Here is a 20,692-nt window from a genome sequence, read left to right on the forward strand (position 1 = left end):
CGCCGCCTCAAGCGCGGCCTCGTCATGACCCTGCTCATGGCGGCCTTCCTGCTGACCCCCCTCAGCAGCGCCCAGGCCGCCCCCGTCTGCGAGGGCGAACCCGCCCCCCAACCCGAGGCCGCCGGCAGCGGAGCCGACGGCCTCCTGGTGCCGCCGCAGTCCGCCGAGGCCGTGGCCGCCTCGCCCGACGGCCTGCCGCCGGACTCCAGCATCTACGGCCAGTACGGGACAGCGGGCCAGCAGTGGCACGTGATCCGCGAGTCCTGCGTCGACAAACTGGGCTCCGCCTCGGTCGCCACCCTGAGCAACACCGCCTGGAACCTGTCGAAGACGATCAACCAGTCCACGATCACCGTCTACCAGGCGGCGACGAGCGACGGCCTGCTGGAGAGTTTCAACGCTCTGGTCGAGTCGGTGATCGTCGAACTCCGCGAAGGGGTGTGGCGGCCGCTCCTGCCGACCGTGATCATTCTTGGGGCGGTGTGGCTGGGCTGGTACGGGTTGATCCGCAAGCGTGTCACCCTGACCATCGAGAGTTCGGTCTGGATGGTCCTGGCAACGGTCCTGGCCATGTGGATCCTCGTGAACCCGGGACAGATCCTCTCTTACGCCGGAAACATCGTGAACTCCGGTGGGCAACTAGTGAACTCCGCGGTTTCGCGGGTCACGCCCCCGGGAGCTTCCCAGACATGCCCACGGGGAGCGGAGGAGGTCCAAAGGGCCGAGTGGGAAAGCCAGAACGACTTCGCGGTCAGGAAAAACTCGCAGATGCTATGGTCGGGATTGGTATGCCGACCATGGGTTGCGGGCGAGTTCGGAACAGGCCCTGTTGCTAATGTTGTCGCTGCTCGCCACGGAACTGATCTTCTTGCGGCCCAGGGAATCAGCAGGGCTGAGCAGCAACAGATTGCGGACGGTGATCTTGATGCCACCCAATTGTATGAGGACAAGCGTCAATCCTATGAGGAGATCGCCGCAGACATTGAAAACACCTACCCCGAGGTTTATCCCCTCTTCGAGGGAGAGCAGCAGGGCAGCAGGCTCGGAGTCGCGACTCTGGCTCTCTTCGCATCGATATTCGCGGGCGGGCTCATTTTGGCGGGCTCAGTCGCGCTGATCGTGCTGAAGATCGGGTTCCTCCTGCTTCTTCTACTGTCGCCGGTATTCCTGCTTATTGGAATTCACCCCGGTTACGGGCGCACTGTGCTCCTGCGCTGGTTTGAAATGCTGCTGGGTATGCTGCTCAAGCAAGTGTTTGTTGTTCTTCTTATATCCATTCTGGTGATGTGTTACGGCCTCGTTATGGCCACAGATCTCGGATGGGGCTTGCAGATGATCCTGCTGGCGCTGTTCACCTTGGCGCTCTTCATCTACCGCCGTCCGTTCACCCATCTGTTTGCTTCCATAAACGCCAACACCTTTACATCCCGAATGGTCAGTGACGCGGTGGCCAGCAGCGCCCTCAGTAGGAGCGCGAACGTGCTTCCGCCTGTCGCCTATATGCGGGCCCAAAGGTGGGGACTGAGGCAGGCGCCGCATCTGGCCGCTGCGGCCGGTGCAGTCCCGGTGGGAGGTGCCGGGATTGGCGCGGCTGAACAGGGCGAGGCTGCTCGCCAGTCCATTGCCGACCCCGCGGTCGCGGACGGTGCGCAACCGGGAGAACCCCGCCGTGCACGCGGAGTCGGTGGATACGGGCGGGTACGCGGTAACGCCGCACCTCCGCCGCTTCGGCTGAGGCAGACCGACAACACTGAGGCGGAACGCGGGCGTGCGGCTGGTGCCGCGGCGACCGGCCGCAGTTCATCCCAGGCGCCGCGGCTCAGCGAGGCCGCGTCCGGTGGGATCGGCGGGGGGAGTTCGCGGGCTGCATCGCACGGTTCGAGCGGCGCGATTCCTCCCCGACCTTCCGGCGGCTACACGGGTACGGGTGATACGGGATGGGCCGCTGTCTTCAGCTCCGGCGCGGGAAGTTCGGCTTCCGCGCCTCCTCGGAGCGGTGCCGAGCCCGCCGACCGTCCTCAAGGAGACGCACGCCCGGCACCCAGCACCGGCACTGGAATCTTCCGCGGCAGAACCGCCACTCCACCTCAGGGAACGGCGAACCGAGGATCGCGGTGGGGGACGCCTCGTACCAGGGAAGGGCGGCCGCTGCCTCCTCGACCGCAGCAGGGCGCGCCATCAGGTGGAGACCGTGAAGGCGGGAACTGGATCAGCGGTTCAGCCAGAACCAGCAAGGACGCTCCGATAAGTCCTTTCTGGACGGGAACGGCGCAGCGCCGGCGTGACACGGAGCGCGACGTCCCATTCTGGCTGCGAGACGACGACTGACTGGGCGTCGGCTGAAGAGCAGCGACCGATCATCCGTAAGCGAGTCGGACCCGAGGAACCCCTCAGATGCCCAAACCCCTCACTGATGGCCAGCAGCGCCTTCTTTTCGGCGTTCTGGTCGTTGTTCTCGTCGTCTTCGGCGTCTATCTCAGCACGGGCGGTTGGCGAGACGGCGGCGACGACGGTGCGGAGGCGGACAACGCCCCCGAGTCCGGGCAGGACGAGGCGGGGGGGGCCGCCAACTCCGATGTGGTGCCTCCCAGCCCCATCCCTACAACAGCCGCCGACGACATGGACGTGCAGGACTGGCTGCCGTTCACCGAGGACGAGCTCAAGGGAGCTGCGGCTACCGCACAGCGGTTTGCGGCGGCGTACGGGACGATCGACTATTCGCAGCCGCCTGCGGCCTACTACGGGTCACTGGAGGAACTCGCCACCGCCGACTATGCCGAGACACTCGCCGAAAGCTCCGGCGCGGGAGCGCTTTGGGAGGAGATGGCACAGCAGGAGGCCGTGGCACAAGGCCGGGCCAACGTCGACCGGATCCGCAGTTTCGACGACGAGTCGGTGGTGTTCGTTGTAGAGGCGCAGTCGATCACGCAGGGTACCGACGGGGCCACCGAGAACCTTGGGGAGTTCGCCATAACCGTGGTGGAGGAACGCGGCGAATGGCGAGTCTTCGATTTCCAGCCCGCAGACAGCGGGAACCTCGGAGAGGGCTGACTCGATGGAGTGGCGCGGACCATGGAGTGAGGCGGTGACCCGATGATCGCGCTCTTCGCGGAGCGGTCTCCGCAAGGCAGCGACGCCGGCTCGTGCGCGACCCGGCTCGCCGTCCTGGTCGGTGTCGCGGTAGTGGGTGCTCTTGTTGTGGGTATCGTCCTCATCCCCATGACCGCGATGAGTCCCGGCATCCTCAACGCAGTCGGAGGGTTGCGCTGCATTTCGGAAGAAGACGCGCAGCAGGCCCAGGCAAGCGGATACGCCGAGGATTCGATACCCGAGAACTACCTGCGGATCTACCGGGAGGTCGGCGAGGACAAGGGCATCCCCTGGAACGTCCTCGCGGGTATCGGGCAGGTCGAAAGCAAGCACGGGCGCTGGGACGGGCCCGGAATCACTGAGGGCCACAACGACTGGGGCGCCGCCGGACCGATGCAGTTCGGTGCGCTCGACGGCTCCGCCGCCGGCAACAGTTGGGGCGGAGAACCGATCATGGACGTCGAGGATCGACCTGAGGAAGGTTACGGCCAGGACGGCAACGGTGATGGAGTCGTCAACGTCTACGACCCCGCGGACGCCATCCCGGCGGCCGCCGACTACCTGATCGCCCATGGCGCCCGAGAAGACCTGCGGCAGGCGATTTTCGGATACAACCACGCGTGGTGGTACGTCGACGAGGTCATGACGTGGGCCGAGAACTACGACGCAGGCGAGTTCGAGACCAGCACGGCGATCGAAACGGCCGTCAACTGCGAACTGGACGCGGAGGGCGTGCCCATTGGGCAGGCGCCGGACGACCTCAGTCAGGCGGTCGTCGACTGGGCGCTGGACCAGCGCGGAAAACCATACCTGTGGGGGGGAACGGGCCCCAACGCATTCGACTGCTCGGGGCTGGTCATGCGGGCCTACGAGAGCATCGGGGTGTCCATTCCCCGGGTCTCGCAGGACCAGTGGTCGTTCGGGCCACGTGTTCCCGAGGGCCGGGAGCAGCCTGGAGACCTTGTGTTTTTCGATGTGCAGCGTCCGGGTGAACCTCCGGGCCCCGGGCATGTCGGAATGGTCGTGGGTGACGGCCTGATGGTGGAGGCGTGGTGCACCGACTGCGGGCCGATCGCGGTGCGGGAGTACCATGCGGCTGGCCGCTCGCCGGTCCTCGGGTTCACTCGCCCGCTGGAGCATCCCGATGTTGCAGCGCAGCTCCAGACCCAGGAGCGGTAAGCGCCCTTCAGCCCGGTCGATTTCCTATGAGGACACAGCATGCCTGAGACATCTGCCCAACGGCGCGGGAAGCGCGGGCTTCACGGGTGGCGCGCGTTCCTGGTTGTCGTCGGTTCCGGAGTCTTGGCGGCCTTCCTGGTCATGGGTGTGGTGGTCGGCGCTCTACGGCTTTTCGTGGGGACAGTGAGCGATGGGCTAGAGCCCACGGCAGACCCGGGGCTGGCTCCAAGTCGGGGGCCGGTGGCCTCACTTGAGCCGGGCTCGTTCGACCTCTGCAGGGAGGTCGAGAGCATGCCGCCCTTTACGGCTGTGTCCCCCCGAAGGCTGGACGACGAGACAGCGTTTCGCGATACAGCGATGAATGATCCTGATCGTCCCATGCGGGTCCTGGAGAACACCTGTTCTTGGCAGGTGCAGATCGGTGGATTGGTCTCATCCGAGTTCTCCCTGGAGTACCAGTCCTTCATCTCGCAGCAGGCAGTTGGTGAAGACACCGAAGAAGCCGAAGGAATATTTGAACAAGAGCGCACGAATCTTGCTGACGGCTTCTCCAACGTCTCCAGTGAGGGGGGACTTGGCGGTCTTGATACCGAAGCTCATGTATACGGACACGTTGACGGGCGTGAGAGTATCGCATACGTCGGCCTCGTGAAGAGCACGACGTTCTCCATCAGAATCGTCAGGGATGGTGAGCCGTCCGGAGGCGACGTTACTGAATTGGAAGCGGAATACAAAGCCCTCGTCATCGACCTCCTTCCGGAAATCCGAGTCTGGTTGGACCGTGTAGTTCCCGACTGACTCTAGAGAGGGTGTTCGAGCCCTCAGGCGGTACTACGACTGCAGCCTGGCTCGAGGAACGGCCAGGTTCCAGTTATCCACAGCCTGCTGGTTTCGGTGGCGGGTCGCCGTGGGGGTGGGGGAGGGTGGGGGCATGTTTCAGGGGAGTTCCTTGCCGTGTCAGGGCGATGAGGCGGTGGCGTTGTTTGCCGCTGGGCAGTTCGGGTTGGTCAGTGCCGCGCAGGCGCGGCGGGCCGGGTTGGGGGTCGGGGATGTGGCGGTGCGGTTGCGGCGGGGGATGTGGGCGCGGACGCTGCATTGGGGGGTGTACCGGGTCGCGGGGTACGGGGCGTTGGGGTCGCCGTTGAAACGGGCGGTCATGGCGGCGCAGTTGGCGCTGGCGCCCGGCGCGTTCGCGTGTCGGGACACAGCGGCCCGGCTGTGGGGATTGGACGGGCTGCCGCCGTGGGATGGGCGCACGGTGGACATCGCGCTGCGCGGGCGGCCCCGGTCGCGCGGAGGGCGGAGCGGGCTGCGGGGGGTCGCCCCCGGGGTGCGGATCCATCGGCTGCGGGTGGCGGACTCCGACGTGGTGCGGAGGGCGCCCCTCTGGTTGACGGGGGTGGGGCGCACGCTGCGGGACATGGCCGGGTGCAGTGGGCCGGGGACGAGTTCGCGGCTGTGCGGGTCGGCGCTGGAGCGGGGGCTGGTCAGCCAGCGGCCGCGCACGCGCCTGCCGGCGCGGAGCAGGGCGGCCTGCGACGAGCGGGCGGCACCGAGGCGCGGGCACGACGGTGGTGATGGTGCTGACGACGAGTGATGGAGGCGGGCGCGGGGGCGGTGGCGGGTACAGCGCCGGGGGTGGACGGGGTGGTGGCGGTGGACCGTGCCGGGAGCGGGCGGGGCGTGCGTTACGGTCCGGGGCGCCAGCCCGTGTGCGGGCGGGGTGGCGTTCGTCTGTCCTGGTGGCGGGCGTCCGGGGCGGTCGGGGCGGGGCCGCCCTCCGGGTGGTCCGTGCGGTGGCCGGGGTGGCGGCCTCAGCGGGACGGCCAGAGGCTGAATCCGCCCTGGCGCGGAGGGGCGGGCAGGCGCACCGCCACCTCGGTCCACTGCGTGGTGAGGAGGTCGCTCAGGGCAGCCGAGTACGGCATACCGGGGTGGCCGGCCGCCGAAAGCGTCTCGGTCAGGACCTCGGCCGCGGTCGGGCGGTCGGCGGGGTCCTTGGACATCGCCGCGAGCACCAAGGACTCCAGGCGCCCGGGCAGGCGGTCGAGGTCGGGCTCCTCGCGCAGCACCCGGCGGGCCATCTCCTTGGGGTGGCCGTGGCCGAACGGGTCGTGGGCCGCCGCGGCGAACGCCACCAGGCAGCCCCACAGGAAGACGTCGGACCGGTCGGTGGCCGGCTGTCCTCGGTACTGCTCCGGACTGATCCATCCCGGGGTGCCCACGCGGTCGGCCGGGACCGCCGACGCCTCCGGGTCGCCGGGCAGGTCGGCGGGCTCGGGAAGGCGGAGGGTGCGCACCCTCCGGCGGAAGCGGCGCACCCGCATCCAGCGGGTGGGGTCCTCCGGCGCGGTGGGCCGGGCGATCCCGAAGTCGAGGATCTTGGGTCCTGACGGCGCGATCACCACGTTGCTCGGCTTGAGGTCGCGGTGCACGATCCCCACCGCGTGCACCGCCCGCAGCGCCTCGGCGGCTCCGGCGGCCAGCCCCCACAGCATGCCGCCGCGCAGCGGGCCGTGCCGCTCCACGTGGTGGCGCACGGTGGGGCCCGGCACGTACTCCGTGGCGAGCCAAGGCAAAGGCGCCTCCACGTCCGCCTGGACGAACCGGGCCACGCACGGGCTGTTGACCCGGGCCAGAAGGCGCGCCTCATGCGCGAACTGGCGGCGGAACCGGGGGGTTGTGGCGTGCTCCTCGGTGATCACCTTGACCGCCAGGTATCCCCGCACCCCCGGGATGGTCGCCGCGTAGACCGTGCCCATGCCTCCGGCCCCCACGCGCCCGACGAGTTCGTAGGGCCCGACGTGGGTCGGGTCCTCCGGCAGCAGCCGGTGCAGGCGGCGGATCCCCCGCGCTTTCACGCCGCCACCGCCGCCGCGGCTGCCATGGCTGCCACCGCTCCTGCCACCACGGATCCGACCGCGATCGGCCCATGGGAGCCGCGCCGGGTGCTGAGTAGAGTCCGCCAAACTGAACGGCGGCGGGGGAGGGGCATCGGGGCCGTCCAGGGACTCGGCGGACGTGGGGCGGCCGCTGCACGGCGCCGGCACCGGTGCCCGCGGCGGCGGTCAGAAGTCTAGGGGGAGGGTCGGGATTCCTCCACGATGCCGCGGTTGGGGGAGGGGGTCCCGTCGGGCGTCCGGGGCCGCCCATCCGCGCGTCCCGCCCGCCGTGCACGGGTTGTCGCGGCGGTGGTGAGAGGTCTCGGGGCGCGGTGCCACGGTGCCGCGGCTGCGGAGGGGGACCTGCCGTTCTTTGGGCCGGGCGCCCCTCGGGCCTCGCCGCGGTGCCACCGCTGAGGGAGGGCGGGCCGCTCCGGTCTTCGCGCGCTCCCGTGCCGGTGGTCGTCCACAGGGGGTCTTCCGGGGCGGCGAGGGGTCGGCGGCGGGCGGCATGATGGGGAAGGTCGGCGGCGCGGGAGGAGGGCCCGATGGGGCAGGGATCCGGGCAGCGGGGGGCCGGGGCGGGCGGGTTCCGGCCGGCGGTGCTGGAGGGGGTGCTGGAGCGTGTCACCTTCTCCAACGAGGAGACCGGCTACACCGTCGCCAAGGTCGACACCGGCCGCGGCGGCGGGGAGCTGACCACCGTCGTGGGCGCGCTGCTCGGGGCGCAGCCCGGGGAGTCGCTGCGGATGGAGGGGCGGTGGGGGTCCCATCCGCAGTACGGCCGGCAGTTCATGGTCGAGAACTACACCACCGTCCTGCCCGCCACCGTGCAGGGGGTGCGCCGCTACCTGGGATCGGGCCTGGTCAAGGGCATCGGTCCGCGCCTGGCCGAGCGGATCGTGGACTTCTTCGGCGTCGACGCCCTGGACGTCATCGAGCACACCCCCGAGCGCCTCATCGAGGTCCCCAGCCTCGGCCCCAAGCGCACCCGCCTGATCGCCGAGGCGTGGGAGGAGCAGAAGGCCATCAAGGAGGTCATGGTCTTCCTCCAAGGCATCGAGGTCTCCACCTCGCTGGCCGTACGCATCTACAAGAAGTACGGCGACTCCGCCATCGACGTCGTGCGCACCGAGCCCTACCGGCTGGCCGCCGACGTCTGGGGCATCGGCTTCAAGACCGCCGACACCATCGCCCAGGCCGTGGGAATTCCGCACGACAGCCCGCAGCGGGTCATGGCCGGCATCCAGTTCACGCTGTCGGAGTCCACCTCCGAGGGCCACTGCTACCTGCCCGAGGAGCGGCTGATCGCCGAGGCCGTGAAGATCCTCCAGGTCGACTCCGGCCTGGTCATCGAGTGCCTGGCCACCCTGGTGGCCGAGGAGGGGGTCGTGACCGAGAAGGTCCCCGGCCCCGACGGCGAACCCGTCACCGCCGTCTACCTGGTGCCCTTCCACCGCGCCGAAGCCGCCCTCGCCGCCCAGTTGCGCGGGCTGCTCTCCGCCGCCGAGGACCGCCTCCCCGCCTTCGCCGACGTCGACTGGGACGTCGCGCTGAAGTGGCTGGGCGAACGCACCGGCGCGGCGCTGGCCCCCGAGCAGGAGCAGGCGGTCCGGCTGGCGCTCACCCGCAAGGTCGCGGTCCTCACCGGCGGGCCCGGCTGCGGGAAGTCCTTCACGGTCGCCTCGATCATCACCCTGGCCGCCGCCAAGCGCGCCAAGATCATCCTGGCCGCCCCCACCGGCCGGGCCGCCAAGCGCATGACCGAGCTGACCGGCCACGACGCCTCCACCGTGCACCGGCTGCTGGAGCTCAAGCCCGGCGGCGACGCCTCCTACGACCGCGACCGCCCGCTCGACTGCGACCTCCTCGTCGTCGACGAGGCGTCAATGCTCGACCTGCTGCTGGCCAACAAGCTCGCCAAGGCGGTCCCCCCGGGCGCGCACCTGCTGCTGGTGGGCGACGTCGACCAGCTCCCCTCCGTCGGTGCCGGGCAGGTGCTGCGCGACCTGCTCCACGACCGCTCCCCGCTGCCGAACGTGCGGCTCACCCACGTCTTCCGCCAGGCCCAGCAGTCGGGGGTGGTCACCAACGCCCACCGGGTCAACACCGGCCGGCCGCCCGAACTCGCGGGCATGACCGACTTCTTCCTGTTCCCCAGCGACGACCCCGAGGCCACCGCCCACCTCACCGTCGACGTCGTCGCCAACCGCATCCCCCGCAGGTTCGGCCTGGACCCCCGGCGCGACGTCCAGGTGCTGGCGCCCATGCACCGGGGCCCGGCCGGCGCGGGCAACCTCAACACCCTGCTGCAGGAGGCCCTGACACCCGCGCGCGAGGGCACGCCCGAGCGCCGGTTCGGCGGGCGGACCTTCCGCGTCGGCGACAAGGTCACCCAGATCCGCAACAACTACGACAAGGGTGCCAACGGCGTCTTCAACGGCACGCTGGGGGTGATCACCGGGATCGACTCCGTGGAGCAGGCGGTGACGGTGCGCACCGACGAGGACGAGGACGTCTCCTACGACTTCGCCGAGCTGGACGAGCTGGTGCACGCCTACGCCGTGACGGTCCACCGCTCCCAGGGCAGCGAGTACCCCGCCGTTGTGATTCCCATCACCACCAGCGCCTGGATGATGCTGCAGCGCAACCTGCTCTACACCGCCATCACGCGCGCCAAGAAGCTGGTGGTCCTGGTCGGTTCGCGCCGGGCGGTGGCCCAGGCCGTGCGCAACGCCACCGCCGGGCGGCGGCACACGGCCCTCGCGCACCGGCTCGCCGATTCTTGACTCCTGTCCCGAACCACCGATTCGGCGCGCCGCGCCGCACACCTCATAAACCGGTAAAAACGCGTTTGAAGCGACGTTTCAGCAAACCATTCCGCGCCTATGCGCTAATGGCCGCGAGACGGCCTCATCGTATAAGCCAACAGAACGGGAAGATTCGTGCAACCGGACATAGGAATTCCGCGGGGGAGTGCCCTACCGTGGGGGGAGCGGGTGCGGCGCCGCTCCCCTCTCCCGGTGCGCACACCCGCGCGTCGGGCCTGTCCGGGATCGCCCCGGTCGTGTCCGGCGGGGTCGGGGCCGCCGCCCCCGAGAAGGTAGGGACCCGCCTCCTCGGGAAGGGAAACCGGCGCGCGGCGGCGGTTCCCGGCCCGTTCTCCGGCACCCGGCCGCGGTTTTTCGAGTTTCCGCCCCGCGGGCGCTCGGAGATGAATAGGCTCAGCTTTATGAAGCGGAAACCGGACGGGAATCCGGCGGCTGAGTCGTCGTACCGCCCGTGCGCCCTCCCCGGGGTCCTGAGCCGCACGGCGGGACCTCCCGCCACCGGTCTCCCTTCGGACCACCGCGCACCGGCGCGGTCTCCGCACGGAGCCCATCCGCGCGGGGCCGCGGGGTGAACCGGTGGACCGCACACGCAGCCTCCCTGGACGCTGACGCTCTTTCCACTCCCCCCGGAGAGCGTCGGCCACCTCGGGCGCCGGCTCCGCGCCGGCGCCCGAGGGCTGCGGGCGGTTCTGCCGGCCCCTTTCCGGCGGTGTGCGGCCGGTCCTCGTACGACCATGGCGCTGACCACCGGGAACGGGCCCGCGCCGGCACCCCCGCCCGGGGGGAACCCCCGCGCCCCGGCCGCCACGCGGCCGCGGCCGGTTCCGGGCACGCCGCATGCGGCGTGCCCCACCGGGGAACCCCTCGCCGCCGCGGCTGTAGTCGGCCGGTGACGTTGTGATCCAGGCGTGATCGAATTGAAGGGAATTGTTTGCGCAGGCCCGGAACGGGGGATTAGCGTCGCTGGCGACGGTTGTTCCGTACGCCGCACCAATGCAGACGCGGGCAGTGCCGCCGATGTGCCGCCCGCAGGTGCCGTCTGGAAAGGCTCGCGTCCGTGGGTACGCTCTCCACGATCACCGGCTCGGCGCCGGTGACGCCCGCTCAGGCCGTCCATCAGTTGCACGGTCGCCTCATGGCCGCCGGATGGCAGCGCATGTACGCGGGCGAGCTCGGCCGTGTGGCGCTGCTCTCCCTGCGGCCCGGACTGACCGTGTGGTGCTGGGGCGGCCAGTTCCGCTGGCGCGACTCCTCCGGCGCCCAGGTCACCCACCCCGCCGCCGACCCCGACGGCGTGGCCCGCCTCCTCGGCGTGGCCGACCGCCCGCTGCTGGCCCGCACCGCCGCCTGACCCGCGCGGCCGCCGGCGCCGCCCCGGCGCCACCCGCAGCCGCGCGGTCCGCGGACTCCGGCACCGGGCACCCGGCGCGTCCGCACACCGGGCGCGCCGCCCGCGTTTCCGGGAAAGCCCCGTCAGCGCTCTAGCAGTCGCACCCGCAGTCGCACCCGTCGCACTTCTCGCAGACGCTGCAGCACCGGCAGCACTCACCGCATCCCTCGCAGATGTCGGCGCAGCCGTCGCACCACGCCTCCTCCGGTCGGCCCGACCACGGGCCCGGGTGCGGGTCGCGGCAGCACTGCTGGCAGGTGCAGCACATGAACAGCGCCACGGCGCACCCGGCCAGCGCTCCCCGGGGCCGGGGCGGGCGGTGGATCCGGGGCGTCTCGCAGTTGCAGCAGCACACGCAGCCGCCCTGGTCGTGGTCGCCGCGCCGCCGCCTGCGCCGACCCCCGCTCCCGCCCTTCCCGCCCTTGCCGTCGCCGGGGCCGGGAGTGCCACCCGGCCCGCCCGGCCCGTGCGGGTGGCCCGGCCCCCCGCCGCTCCCGCCGTGGCCGCCTTCCCCGTGGACGTGCCCGTCGTGCCCGACATACCCGGCACCCGGACCGCCGGGCGCGTGCCCGTCCCCGTGGACGTGCCCGTGCGCGCCGCCGTGGCCGGGGTACCCCGCCCGCGCGAACGTCCGCGACACCGACCGCTCCAGTTCGCGCACCAGGAGCGCGCGCACGAGCCGGTCGTCGGTGAACTCCGCCTCGCCCAGCGCCAGCCGCACCCCCAGCACGGCGTCGTCGCACAGCCGCCGCACCTCCGCCATCCCGGTGCCGGTGGCCGTGATCGGGTTCCACGCCCCCGACGCGCGGTCGTCCTCCTGGTCCTCCACCGCGTCCAGCAGGTGCGCGATCCGCCCGAACAGCCGCCCCGCCTCGCGCAGTGGCGCCTCGTTGCCCGGCCGCCCCGCCAGCAGGGCCGTGTGGGCGAACGCCTCGCCCGTGGCGAACTCGGTCGGCTCGGTCGCGGTCAGGATCGCGCCGTTTGCCTCGGCCGCCGCCTCCGCGTCGGCCTGGCGCTCCAGCGCGGCCACCAGCGCACCGCCGTCGAACCCCAGCCCGCTCCCGGAGGAGCGCGCCTGCCGCTGCCAGCGCCCGGCCACCCGCCGCGCCACCGCGCGCACCGGCGGCCGCGCGTAGGCGCCGTCGCCGTCGCCCACGTGGTCGTCCACCTTGGCCGCCGCCAGCAGCAGCGACACCGACGCCGCCAGCCGCGCGCCCTCGCCCTCGGCGACGTCGGCCCGCCGCATCCCCCGCAGCGGGCACGGCCCGGCCGCCCGCACTGCCGCCTTCGGCGCCTGCGCCGAGGTCAGGACGGAGATCACCAGGCCGTCGTAGTTGGTGGCGACCCGGGCCAGCTGCCCGTGGTCGTCGCGCAGCGCGAGGCACAGGCCGCACATGTGCGACATCCAGTCGCGGGCGAGGTCCCCGGGCAGCGTGTGTCGGCAGGGGCGCAGGATTCCGAACACCGCGAAGCACTCCAAGCAGATCAGGGGCGTGGACGCGTCTTGGACGCGGCGCGGGGGCGGCGGGTTCCCCGCCCCGCCGACCCCGACCCCGCACCCCCGGGGCTACCGTTGGCCCGTGACCTGGACCCAGATCGTCGTGGGCGCCGCCATCGTGCGCGGCGGCGCGGTACTGGCCGCCCAGCGCTCCCACCCGGCCGCCGCGCGCGGGCGCTGGGAGCTGCCCGGAGGCAAGGTGGACCCCGGCGAGACCGACACCGTCGCCCTCGTGCGCGAGTGCGAGGAGGAGCTGGGCGTGATCATCCGCCCGCTGCTGCGCATCGGCTCCGACGTCGCCTTCCCGCCGCGCCCCGGCGGCCCGCCCGCCGTGCTGCGCGTGTGGCTGGCCGAGCTGCCCGAGGGCCAGCCCGAGCCCGAGCCGCGCGAGCACCTGGCGCTGCGCTGGCTGGGCGCCCGCGCCCTCGCCGACGTGGACTGGCTGCCCGCCGACCGGCCGTTCCTGGACCCGATCCGGGTCCACCTGGAGAGCTGAGCCGCAGGCAAGGCGGGGTCCGCGGCCCGGTCCGGCGGGTCCCGGTGCGTCGCACGTCTCCCTGCGGGGTGGGCGGGGCCGCATAGACTGGGGTTCCGGCCGCGGGACTCGCGGTTCTTCCCACCACACGAGATCGAGACTTTCGCATGTCCAGCGCCACGACCGTCGACGGCTCCGCACGTCGGACTGACATCCGCAACGTCGCCATCGTCGCCCACGTCGACCACGGCAAGACCACCCTCGTCGATGCCATGCTCTGGCAGTCGGGTGTCTTCCGGGCAAACCAGGACGTGGACGAGCGCGTCATGGACTCCAACGACCTGGAGCGCGAGAAGGGCATCACCATTCTCGCCAAGAACACCGCCGTCCACTACACCACGCCCGACGGCGACGACGTCGTCATCAACATCATCGACACCCCCGGCCACGCCGACTTCGGCGGCGAGGTCGAGCGCGGGCTGTCCATGGTCGACGGCGTGGTGCTGCTGGTCGACGCCAGCGAGGGCCCGCTGCCCCAGACCCGGTTCGTGCTGCGCAAGGCCCTGGCCGCCAAGCTCCCGGTGATCCTGGTGATCAACAAGGTCGACCGCCCCGACAGCCGCATCGCCGAGGTCGTCGACGACACCTACGAGCTGTTCCTGGACCTCGACGCCGACGAGTCCCAGATCGAGTTTCCGATCGTCTACGCCTGCGCCCGCGACGGCAAGGCCTCGCTGGAGCGCCCCGACAACGGCCAGGTGCCCGACAGCCCCGACCTCACCCCGCTGTTCCGCACCATCCTGGAGACCATCCCGGCGCCCGAGTACACCCCCGGCGCCCCGCTGCAGGCGCACGTCACCAACCTCGACGCCTCGCCGTTCCTGGGCCGCCTGGCGCTGTGCCGGGTGCACCAGGGCGAGATCGTCAAGGGCCAGCAGGCGGCGTGGATCCGCGGCGACGGCAGCGTCCAGCAGGTGCGCATCACCGAGCTGCTGATGACCGAGGCCCTGGAGCGCAAGCCCGCCGAGAAGGCCGGCCCCGGCGACATCATCGCGATCGCCGGCATCCCCGACATCATGATCGGCGAGACCCTGGCCGATCCCGAGGACCCCCGCCCGCTGCCGCTGATCACGGTCGACGAGCCCGCGATCTCCATGACCATCGGCACCAACACCTCGCCCCTGGTGGGCCGGGTCAAGGGCGCCAAGGTCACCGCGCGGCTGGTCAAGGACCGCCTCGACCGCGAACTCGTCGGCAACGTCAGCCTGCGCGTGCTGCCCACCGAGCGCCCCGACGCCTGGGAGGTCCAGGGCCGCGGCGAACTCGCCCTGGCGATCCTGGTCGAGCAGATGCGCCGCGAGGGCTACGAGCTGACCGTGGGCAAGCCCCAGGTGGTCACCCGCGAGATCGACGGCAAGCTGCACGAGCCCGTCGAGCGGCTGACCGTCGACGCCCCCGAGGAGTACCTGGGCGCCATCACCCAGATGCTCAGCGTCCGCAAGGGCCGCATGGAGCAGATGACCAACCACGGCACCGGCTGGGTGCGCATGGACTGGCTGGTGCCCTCGCGCGGTCTGATCGGCTTCCGCACCGAGTTCCTCACCGAGACCCGGGGCACCGGCATCGCCCACCACGTGTTCGAGACCTTCGAGCCGTGGTTCGGCGACCTGCGCACCCGCCCCACCGGCTCCCTCGTGGCCGACCGCTCCGGCCAGGCCATGGCCTACGCCATGTTCAACCTGCAGGAGCGCGGCATCCTGTTCGTCGACCCCGGCACCGAGGTCTACGAGGGCATGATCGTCGGCGAGAACTCCCGCGCCGACGACATGGACGTCAACATCACCAAGGAGAAGAAGCTCACCAACATGCGCTCCTCCACCGGTGAGGAGCTGGAGCGGCTGGTGCCGCCGCGCCGGCTGTCGCTGGAGCAGGCGCTGGAGTTCTGCCGCGAGGACGAGTGCGTCGAGGTCACCCCCGACGCCGTGCGCATCCGCAAGGTCGTCCTCGACTCCAAGGAGCGCGGCCGCATGGCCGCCCGCACCAAGCGCGGCTGATACCCCGACCGGGTGGCCGGGCCGCCGGGCCCGGCCACCCGGCCGACCGCGGAACCGTGCCGGTCGGCCGGGCCGCGCCGGGTGCGGCCGCCCCAGGTTGTGGCGCCGCGCGCGATGCCCGCCTAGCCTTGGGGCACCAGGGTCCCGGGCGCCCGAGGCGCCGGGCGGGACCGCGTGCCGACCCCCGGAGGGCGCCCCCATGGCAGATCCGCACGCGGTGGTGGTCGGCGGCGGGATCGCCGGACTGGCCGCCGCGCTGGCGCTGCACCGGGTGGGCTGGGCCGTGACCGTGTGTGAGCGCGCCCCCGTGCTGGAGTTCGCCGACCACGCGGTCGCCCTCGCGCCCAACGCCCTGCGCGCCCTGGACACCCTCGACGTCGGCGAGGACGTCCGCAAGCGCTCCGCGCACCAGGGCATCGCGGCGCTGCGCCGCCAGGACGGCCGCTGGCTGCTGCGCACCACGCCCGAGCAGGCGCGGCGCCGCCACGGCGACCCCGTGTGCGTACTGCGCCGGGCCGAGCTGTGCGGTGTGCTGCTGGAGCGGCTGCCGGCGGCGGCCGTGCGCACCGGCACCACCGCCACCGCCGTCGAACCCGGCGACACCCGCCGCCCCGCCCGCGTCGTGACCGACGCCGCCGACCACACCGCCGACCTCGTGGTGCTGGCCGACGGCGCCCGGTCCCGGCTGCGCGCCGAACTGTTCCTGGAGCACCCCGGTGCGGTCTACGCCGGGTTCGCCTGGCTGAGCGCCGTGGTGCCCAGCCCCGGCCCCGGCCTCCCCTTCGCCGAGACCTGGGGGCAGGGCGGGATCGCCGGGGTGCTGCCGCTGACCGGCGACGAGGTCTACTGCTACGCCACCGCCAACGCGCCGGCGGGCGAGCGCGCCGAGGACGAGCGCGGCGCGCTCCTGGCCCGGCTGGCCGACTGGCACGCGCCGCTGCCCGCGCTCGCGGCCGCCGCCCGCCCCGAGGCGGTGCGGCGCACCGACGTCTGGCACGTCGACACCCCGCTGCCCGCCTACCACAAGGGCCGCGTGGCGCTGGTGGGCGACACCGCCCACGCCATGACCCCCAACCTCGGCCAGGGCGCCGCCCAGGCGCTGGAGGACGCGGTCGTGCTGGCCCACCACATCAGCGGGTCCATGGCCTACGTGCCGACCGCGCTGCAGTCCTACACCGACGCCCGGCTGCCGCGCACCAGCGCGCTGGTGCAGCGCTCGGCGCAGCTGGCCGAGGCGGTGCAGAGCGACTCCCCGCTGGCGGCGCGGGTGCGCGACACCGCCGCCGGCGCGCTGGGCCTGGTGGCGCCGCGCCTGCTGGCCCGCTACACCCGCCCCGCCGACGACTGGCGCCCGCCCGCGGAGGGCTGAGGCCGGGGGAACGGCCGGGCCGACGCCCGGTCGGCCGCGCTGTGGCCGCTTCGCGCCGGTTGCGGGCCGGCGCCGCGTTCGTTACCGAGTCGTTTTCCCCGTGTGGGAACGTCCGAGGTGTCCCGTGCGTCGCATTTGTGTGGTCGGCTCCGCGCGGGCCGCCCGCCGCCCGCCGTCGTGAAGAATGCCGAGCCGATGCCGAACTCCTCCCTGATCCTGCCTGTGGTCGCGGTGCTGCTGGCCGCCGCAGCGGTCGCCGTGGCCGCGGTGGTGCTGCGCAACGCGCGCCGCCGCCCGGAGTCCGCTCCCCGGCCGTCCCCTCCGGCCGACCCGTTCGCCGACATCGGCGAGACCCAGGGCGACCCCCTGGGCCTCAAGGTCGGCGACATGCTCGACTTCGGCGTCGAACGCACCTGGATCCGCGGCACCCTGCGGCTGGCCGAGGGCGGCGCCGTGTGGGCCGAGCACTTCATCGAGGTCGAGGGCGGCCGGCGGTGGCTCTCGGTGGAGCAGGACCCCGACGTGCAGATGGCGCTGTGGACCGGCCGCCCCGACCTCGACCTCACCCCGCACGGCCCCGAGGTCGAGCTCGACGGTGTCCGCTACCGGCTCACCGAGCGCGGCAGCGCCTCCTACCGCTCCGAGGGCACCACCGGGCTGCGCGCCGAGGGCGGCATGGACTACGCCGACTACGAGTCCGCGGACGGCCGCCTGCTCTCCTTCGAGCGGTTCGACCACGGCCGGTGGGAGCCCAGCACCGGCGTGCCGATCACCCGCGCGGAGTTCACCGTCTACCCCGGGGGTGGCTGACCGGTGGCCACCGCGCTGTCCGCCCCCTTCGTCGACACCCGCGCCGCCGACCTCACCTGGACGCTGGCCGCCCCCGCGCTGCCCGCGCTGCTGACCCGGACCCGCCGCGTGGCCGGCCACCGGGTGGAGCTGCGCGTGCTCGGCGCCTCCCACCAGGTGGTGCTGGCCGCGCCCGGCGCGGCCGCGCCGCTGCTGACCGAGACCGTCGCCTGCCTGCCCGGCACCCCGGGCGGACTTCCCGGGCACACGCGTCCCGCGGTCGCCGGGCTCGCCGCCTACACCTTCACCAGCTCCGTCGCCACCCTGGCCCGCACCGCGTTCGCCGACCGGGTGGAGCGCGTCCGCGTCCGGGTCGAGGGCGATCCGGGCGGTGTGGCCGCGGCTTTCCCCGGCGACCCGCACGCCGTCACCGCGCTGCTGCCGGAGGCCGCGGCCCCCGGGCGCGTGCGGTGGCGGACCTGGCACGCCTACCCCCAGACGGGGGAGCTGGTCACCACCACGACCACCTGCGACCTCCCCCTCGCCCACCACCGGTCCGGAAAGGACGCGTGAGTACCGTGTCACGGAGCAACGTCTGGCGCGGTATCGCGCTGATCGCGGGACTCGCGATCTTCGGCCTGGTCGGAGCGTTCGTGCTCCCCTCCCAGGGCGACACCTGCGGCGACTACGACCGCGCCGACGTCGAGGACGTCCTGGTGGACGGCTCCCGGATCGAGCAGGGCAACGACGGCTTCGACTACGAGTACGAGCCCGGCGAGGGCGAGTACCGCAAGACGGGCCCCGGCGAGTTCGAGTTCGTCGGCTGCTCCGACGGGTCGCGCCCCCGAGGCGGGACCGGCTACACCGGGTCCGGCGGGTCCACCGGCTACACCGGGTCCGGCGGGTCCACCGGCTACAGCGGCACCACCGGTTCCAGCGACTCCTACTCCGACACCCGGGACGGCGGCGGCTTCGGCGCGAGCACGCGCGGCGGCGGCCCCGGCTTCGGCAAGTGACCCCGCCGGGCCCCACCCGGTAACCCCGCCGCCCCACCCTCCCTCCCCGTACCGCAGCGCAAGACAAGGAAGCGCCATGTCGATCCTCCTCTACGAAGCCGCCGCCAGCCTGGCCTACGGCGTCCTCGGTATCGTGCTCATGGTGCTCGGCTACCTGGTCGTGGACCTGCTCACCCCCGGCAAGCTGCATGAACTGGTCTGGGAGCACCGCAACCGCAACGCCTCGCTGCTGCTGGCCACCAACCTGCTGGGCGTGGCCATCGTGGTCGCCACCGCCATCTACGTCAGCACCGGCGGCCTGGCCGTCGGCCTGGCCAGCGCGGGCGTCTACGGCCTGATCGGGCTGGCCCTGATGGCGGCGTCCTTCCTGCTGATCGACGCCATCACCCCGGGCCGGCTCGGCGACGTCCTCACGGCCGACGAGACCCACCCCGCCGTGTGGGTGAACTGCTCCGCCCACGTGGCCATCGCGGTCATGGTCGCCGCGGCCATCTCCTGATGGCCGCGGTGGACCACCCCGCCGCAGCCTCCGGAACCGCCCGGCGGCCGCCGGGCCTGCCGGTGCCGCCCCGCGCCGCGCGGCTGCTCGTGCTGTTCGCGGTCTTCGTGTGCGCCGCGTGCGGCCTCGTCTACGAACTGGCGCTGGTGGCGCTGGGCAGCTACCTGCTGGGCGACACCGTCGTGCAGGCGTCGGTGGTGCTGGCGGTGATGGTGTTCGCCATGGGCATCGGCTCGCTGCTGTCCAAGCGGCTCACCGGCCGCCCGGCGTTCTGGTTCGCCGTCATCGAGGGGGGCCTGTCGATCGTCGGCGGGCTGTCGGTGCCGGTGCTTTACGCCGCCTTCGCCTGGTTCTCGCTGTACCAGCCGGCGCTGGTGCTGCTCGCCTCGCTCATCGGCGCCCTCATCGGCGCCGAGATCCCGCTGCTGATGGCGCTGATCCAGCGGATCCGCCGCCAGGAGGCCGCCGACGCGGCGGCCGACATGTTCGCCGCCGACTACGTGGGCGGCCTGCTGGGCGGCCTGGCGTTCCCCTTTGCGCTGCTGCCGGTGTTCGGCCTGCTCAAGGGCACCCTGCTGGTGGGCGCGCTCAACGCCGTGGTCGGCGTGCTGGTGGTGCTGTGGCTGTTCCGCGGCACGCTGTCCCCGCGCGGCCGCGCCCTGCCCGCCGTCGGCCTGGTGGTGGTCCTGGCGGTGCTGGCGGCCTCGTTCGCGCTCGCCGACCGCTTCGAGATCAGCGCGCGCCAGGCCCTCTACCGCGACCCGATCGTGCACGCCCAGCGGTCGGAGTACCAGGAGATCGTGGTCACCCAGACCCTCTCGGGCGCCGACACCCGGCTGTTCCTCAACGGCGACCTCCAGTTCAGCTCGCTGGACGAGTACCGCTACCACGAGTCGCTCGTGCACCCCGCCATGAACGGCCCGCACGGCGACGTGCTCGTGCTGGGCGGCGGCGACGGCCTGGCCGTGCGCGAACTCCTGGGCTACGCCGACGTCGCGTCGGTCACCCTGGTCGACCTGGACCCCGCCGTCACGCGGCTGGCCCGCACCATGCCCGAGATCCGCGCGCTCAACGGCGGCGCGCTCGACGACGAGCGGGTCCGCATCGTCCACGCCGACGCGTTCACCTGGCTGCGGGACAACCGCGACCGCTTCGACGTGATCCTGGCCGACATGCCCGACCCCGACGACGCCGCCACCGCCAAGCTCTACTCCGCGGAGTTCTACACCCTGGCGCGGGGCGCCCTTGCCGAGCGGGGCCGCATGGCCGTGCAGGCGGGGTCGCCCTACTTCGCGCCGGAGGCGTTCTGGAGCGTGGGCGCCGGGCTGCGCGCGGCGGGCTGGGCCGCCACCCCCTACAACGTGGACGTGCCCAGCTTCGGCAACTGGGGGTTCTTCCTGGCGGCGCCCCGGGAGCGCGGCGCGCCGGCGGTGGCGCTGCCCGAGGAGCACCCGCCGCTGCGGTTCCTCGACGCGGCCACGCTGCGCGCCGCCCAGACGTTCCCCAAGGACCGCCGCCCCACCGGTTCGGAGCCCTCCACCCTGCTGCGGCCGCGCATCCTCGACTACGAGCGCGGCGCCTGGGAGGGCTACTGACACCGGCCGGGGGCCGCCCGCGGGC

16 protein-coding genes are annotated in these 20,692 nt (G+C 72.4%); 14 read left to right on the plus strand and 2 right to left on the minus strand.

Annotated elements, in window-relative coordinates:
• Positions 1 to 24: 24 nt before the first annotated feature.
• The 4 genes from HNR12_RS20415 (at position 25) to HNR12_RS20430 (ending at position 5,067) form a co-directional block, all read left to right on the plus strand.
• A complete protein-coding gene (locus HNR12_RS20415) occupies positions 25 to 2,328 on the plus strand; it encodes a type IV secretion system protein (RefSeq protein ID WP_179770762.1) in 2,304 nt (767 codons plus the stop codon).
• 66 nt (positions 2,329 to 2,394) lie between these two features.
• Complete coding sequence (locus tag HNR12_RS20420) at positions 2,395 to 3,051, plus strand: hypothetical protein (protein WP_179769098.1); 657 nt, start codon at positions 2,395 to 2,397, stop codon at positions 3,049 to 3,051.
• Positions 3,052 to 3,093: 42 nt separating this feature from the next.
• On the plus strand, positions 3,094 to 4,269 hold the full coding sequence (locus tag HNR12_RS20425) for a C40 family peptidase (RefSeq protein ID WP_179769099.1): 1,176 nt from the start codon (positions 3,094 to 3,096) through the stop codon (positions 4,267 to 4,269).
• A gap of 39 nt (positions 4,270 to 4,308) precedes the next feature.
• Positions 4,309 to 5,067 (plus strand): hypothetical protein, encoded by a 759-nt coding sequence (locus tag HNR12_RS20430; protein ID WP_179769100.1) that lies wholly within the window; start codon positions 4,309 to 4,311, stop codon positions 5,065 to 5,067.
• 1,016 nt (positions 5,068 to 6,083) lie between these two features.
• Here HNR12_RS20430 and HNR12_RS20435 read toward each other — a convergent pair.
• Positions 6,084 to 7,130, minus strand: coding sequence for a protein kinase domain-containing protein (locus HNR12_RS20435; protein ID WP_179769101.1), 1,047 nt, complete (start codon positions 7,128 to 7,130; stop codon positions 6,084 to 6,086).
• Between the two features lie 569 nt (positions 7,131 to 7,699).
• Between HNR12_RS20435 and recD2 the strand changes: the two genes are divergently transcribed.
• Both recD2 and HNR12_RS20445 read left to right on the plus strand, forming a co-directional pair.
• Positions 7,700 to 9,940, plus strand: a complete 2,241-nt coding sequence (gene recD2 / locus HNR12_RS20440; RefSeq protein WP_179769102.1) for an SF1B family DNA helicase RecD2 — start codon at positions 7,700 to 7,702, stop codon at positions 9,938 to 9,940.
• 1,099 nt (positions 9,941 to 11,039) lie between these two features.
• A complete protein-coding gene (locus HNR12_RS20445) occupies positions 11,040 to 11,333 on the plus strand; it encodes a hypothetical protein (protein ID WP_179769103.1) in 294 nt (97 codons plus the stop codon).
• A gap of 130 nt (positions 11,334 to 11,463) precedes the next feature.
• On the opposite strand, the gene HNR12_RS20450 is transcribed toward HNR12_RS20445, so the two are convergent.
• Complete coding sequence (locus HNR12_RS20450; protein ID WP_179769104.1) at positions 11,464 to 12,837, minus strand: DUF5685 family protein; 1,374 nt, start codon at positions 12,835 to 12,837, stop codon at positions 11,464 to 11,466.
• Between the two features lie 115 nt (positions 12,838 to 12,952).
• On the opposite strand from HNR12_RS20450, the gene HNR12_RS28640 reads away from it, so the two are divergent.
• From HNR12_RS28640 to HNR12_RS20490, 8 genes are all read left to right on the plus strand, one after another.
• The gene (locus tag HNR12_RS28640; protein WP_338119806.1) at positions 12,953 to 13,366 is read left to right on the plus strand and encodes a (deoxy)nucleoside triphosphate pyrophosphohydrolase; all 414 of its coding nucleotides are present in this window, start codon (positions 12,953 to 12,955) and stop codon (positions 13,364 to 13,366) included.
• A gap of 146 nt (positions 13,367 to 13,512) precedes the next feature.
• The gene (gene typA / locus HNR12_RS20460) at positions 13,513 to 15,399 is read left to right on the plus strand and encodes a translational GTPase TypA (protein WP_179769106.1); all 1,887 of its coding nucleotides are present in this window, start codon (positions 13,513 to 13,515) and stop codon (positions 15,397 to 15,399) included.
• A gap of 199 nt (positions 15,400 to 15,598) precedes the next feature.
• The gene (locus HNR12_RS20465) at positions 15,599 to 16,768 is read left to right on the plus strand and encodes an FAD-dependent monooxygenase (protein ID WP_179769107.1); all 1,170 of its coding nucleotides are present in this window, start codon (positions 15,599 to 15,601) and stop codon (positions 16,766 to 16,768) included.
• Positions 16,769 to 16,963: 195 nt separating this feature from the next.
• Entirely contained in the window at positions 16,964 to 17,578 is a 615-nt protein-coding gene (locus HNR12_RS20470; RefSeq protein ID WP_179769108.1) for a DUF4178 domain-containing protein, read from the plus strand.
• Between the two features lie 3 nt (positions 17,579 to 17,581).
• Positions 17,582 to 18,130 carry a DUF2617 family protein gene (locus tag HNR12_RS20475; RefSeq protein WP_179769109.1) on the plus strand — a complete coding sequence of 183 codons (549 nt, stop codon included), beginning with the start codon at positions 17,582 to 17,584 and terminating at the stop codon, positions 18,128 to 18,130.
• Positions 18,131 to 18,135: 5 nt separating this feature from the next.
• Entirely contained in the window at positions 18,136 to 18,573 is a 438-nt protein-coding gene (locus HNR12_RS20480) for a hypothetical protein (protein ID WP_179769110.1), read from the plus strand.
• 76 nt (positions 18,574 to 18,649) lie between these two features.
• Positions 18,650 to 19,072, plus strand: a complete 423-nt coding sequence (locus HNR12_RS20485; protein WP_179769111.1) for a DUF350 domain-containing protein — start codon at positions 18,650 to 18,652, stop codon at positions 19,070 to 19,072.
• Entirely contained in the window at positions 19,072 to 20,667 is a 1,596-nt protein-coding gene (locus tag HNR12_RS20490) for a polyamine aminopropyltransferase (RefSeq protein WP_179769112.1), read from the plus strand. Before HNR12_RS20485 ends, HNR12_RS20490 begins: the two co-directional genes overlap by 1 nt.
• The last annotated feature ends 25 nt before the right edge of the window (positions 20,668 to 20,692 follow it).

Origin of the sequence: Streptomonospora nanhaiensis (genome assembly GCF_013410565.1) — a bacterium.
Lineage (GTDB): Bacteria > Actinomycetota > Actinomycetes > Streptosporangiales > Streptosporangiaceae > Streptomonospora > Streptomonospora nanhaiensis.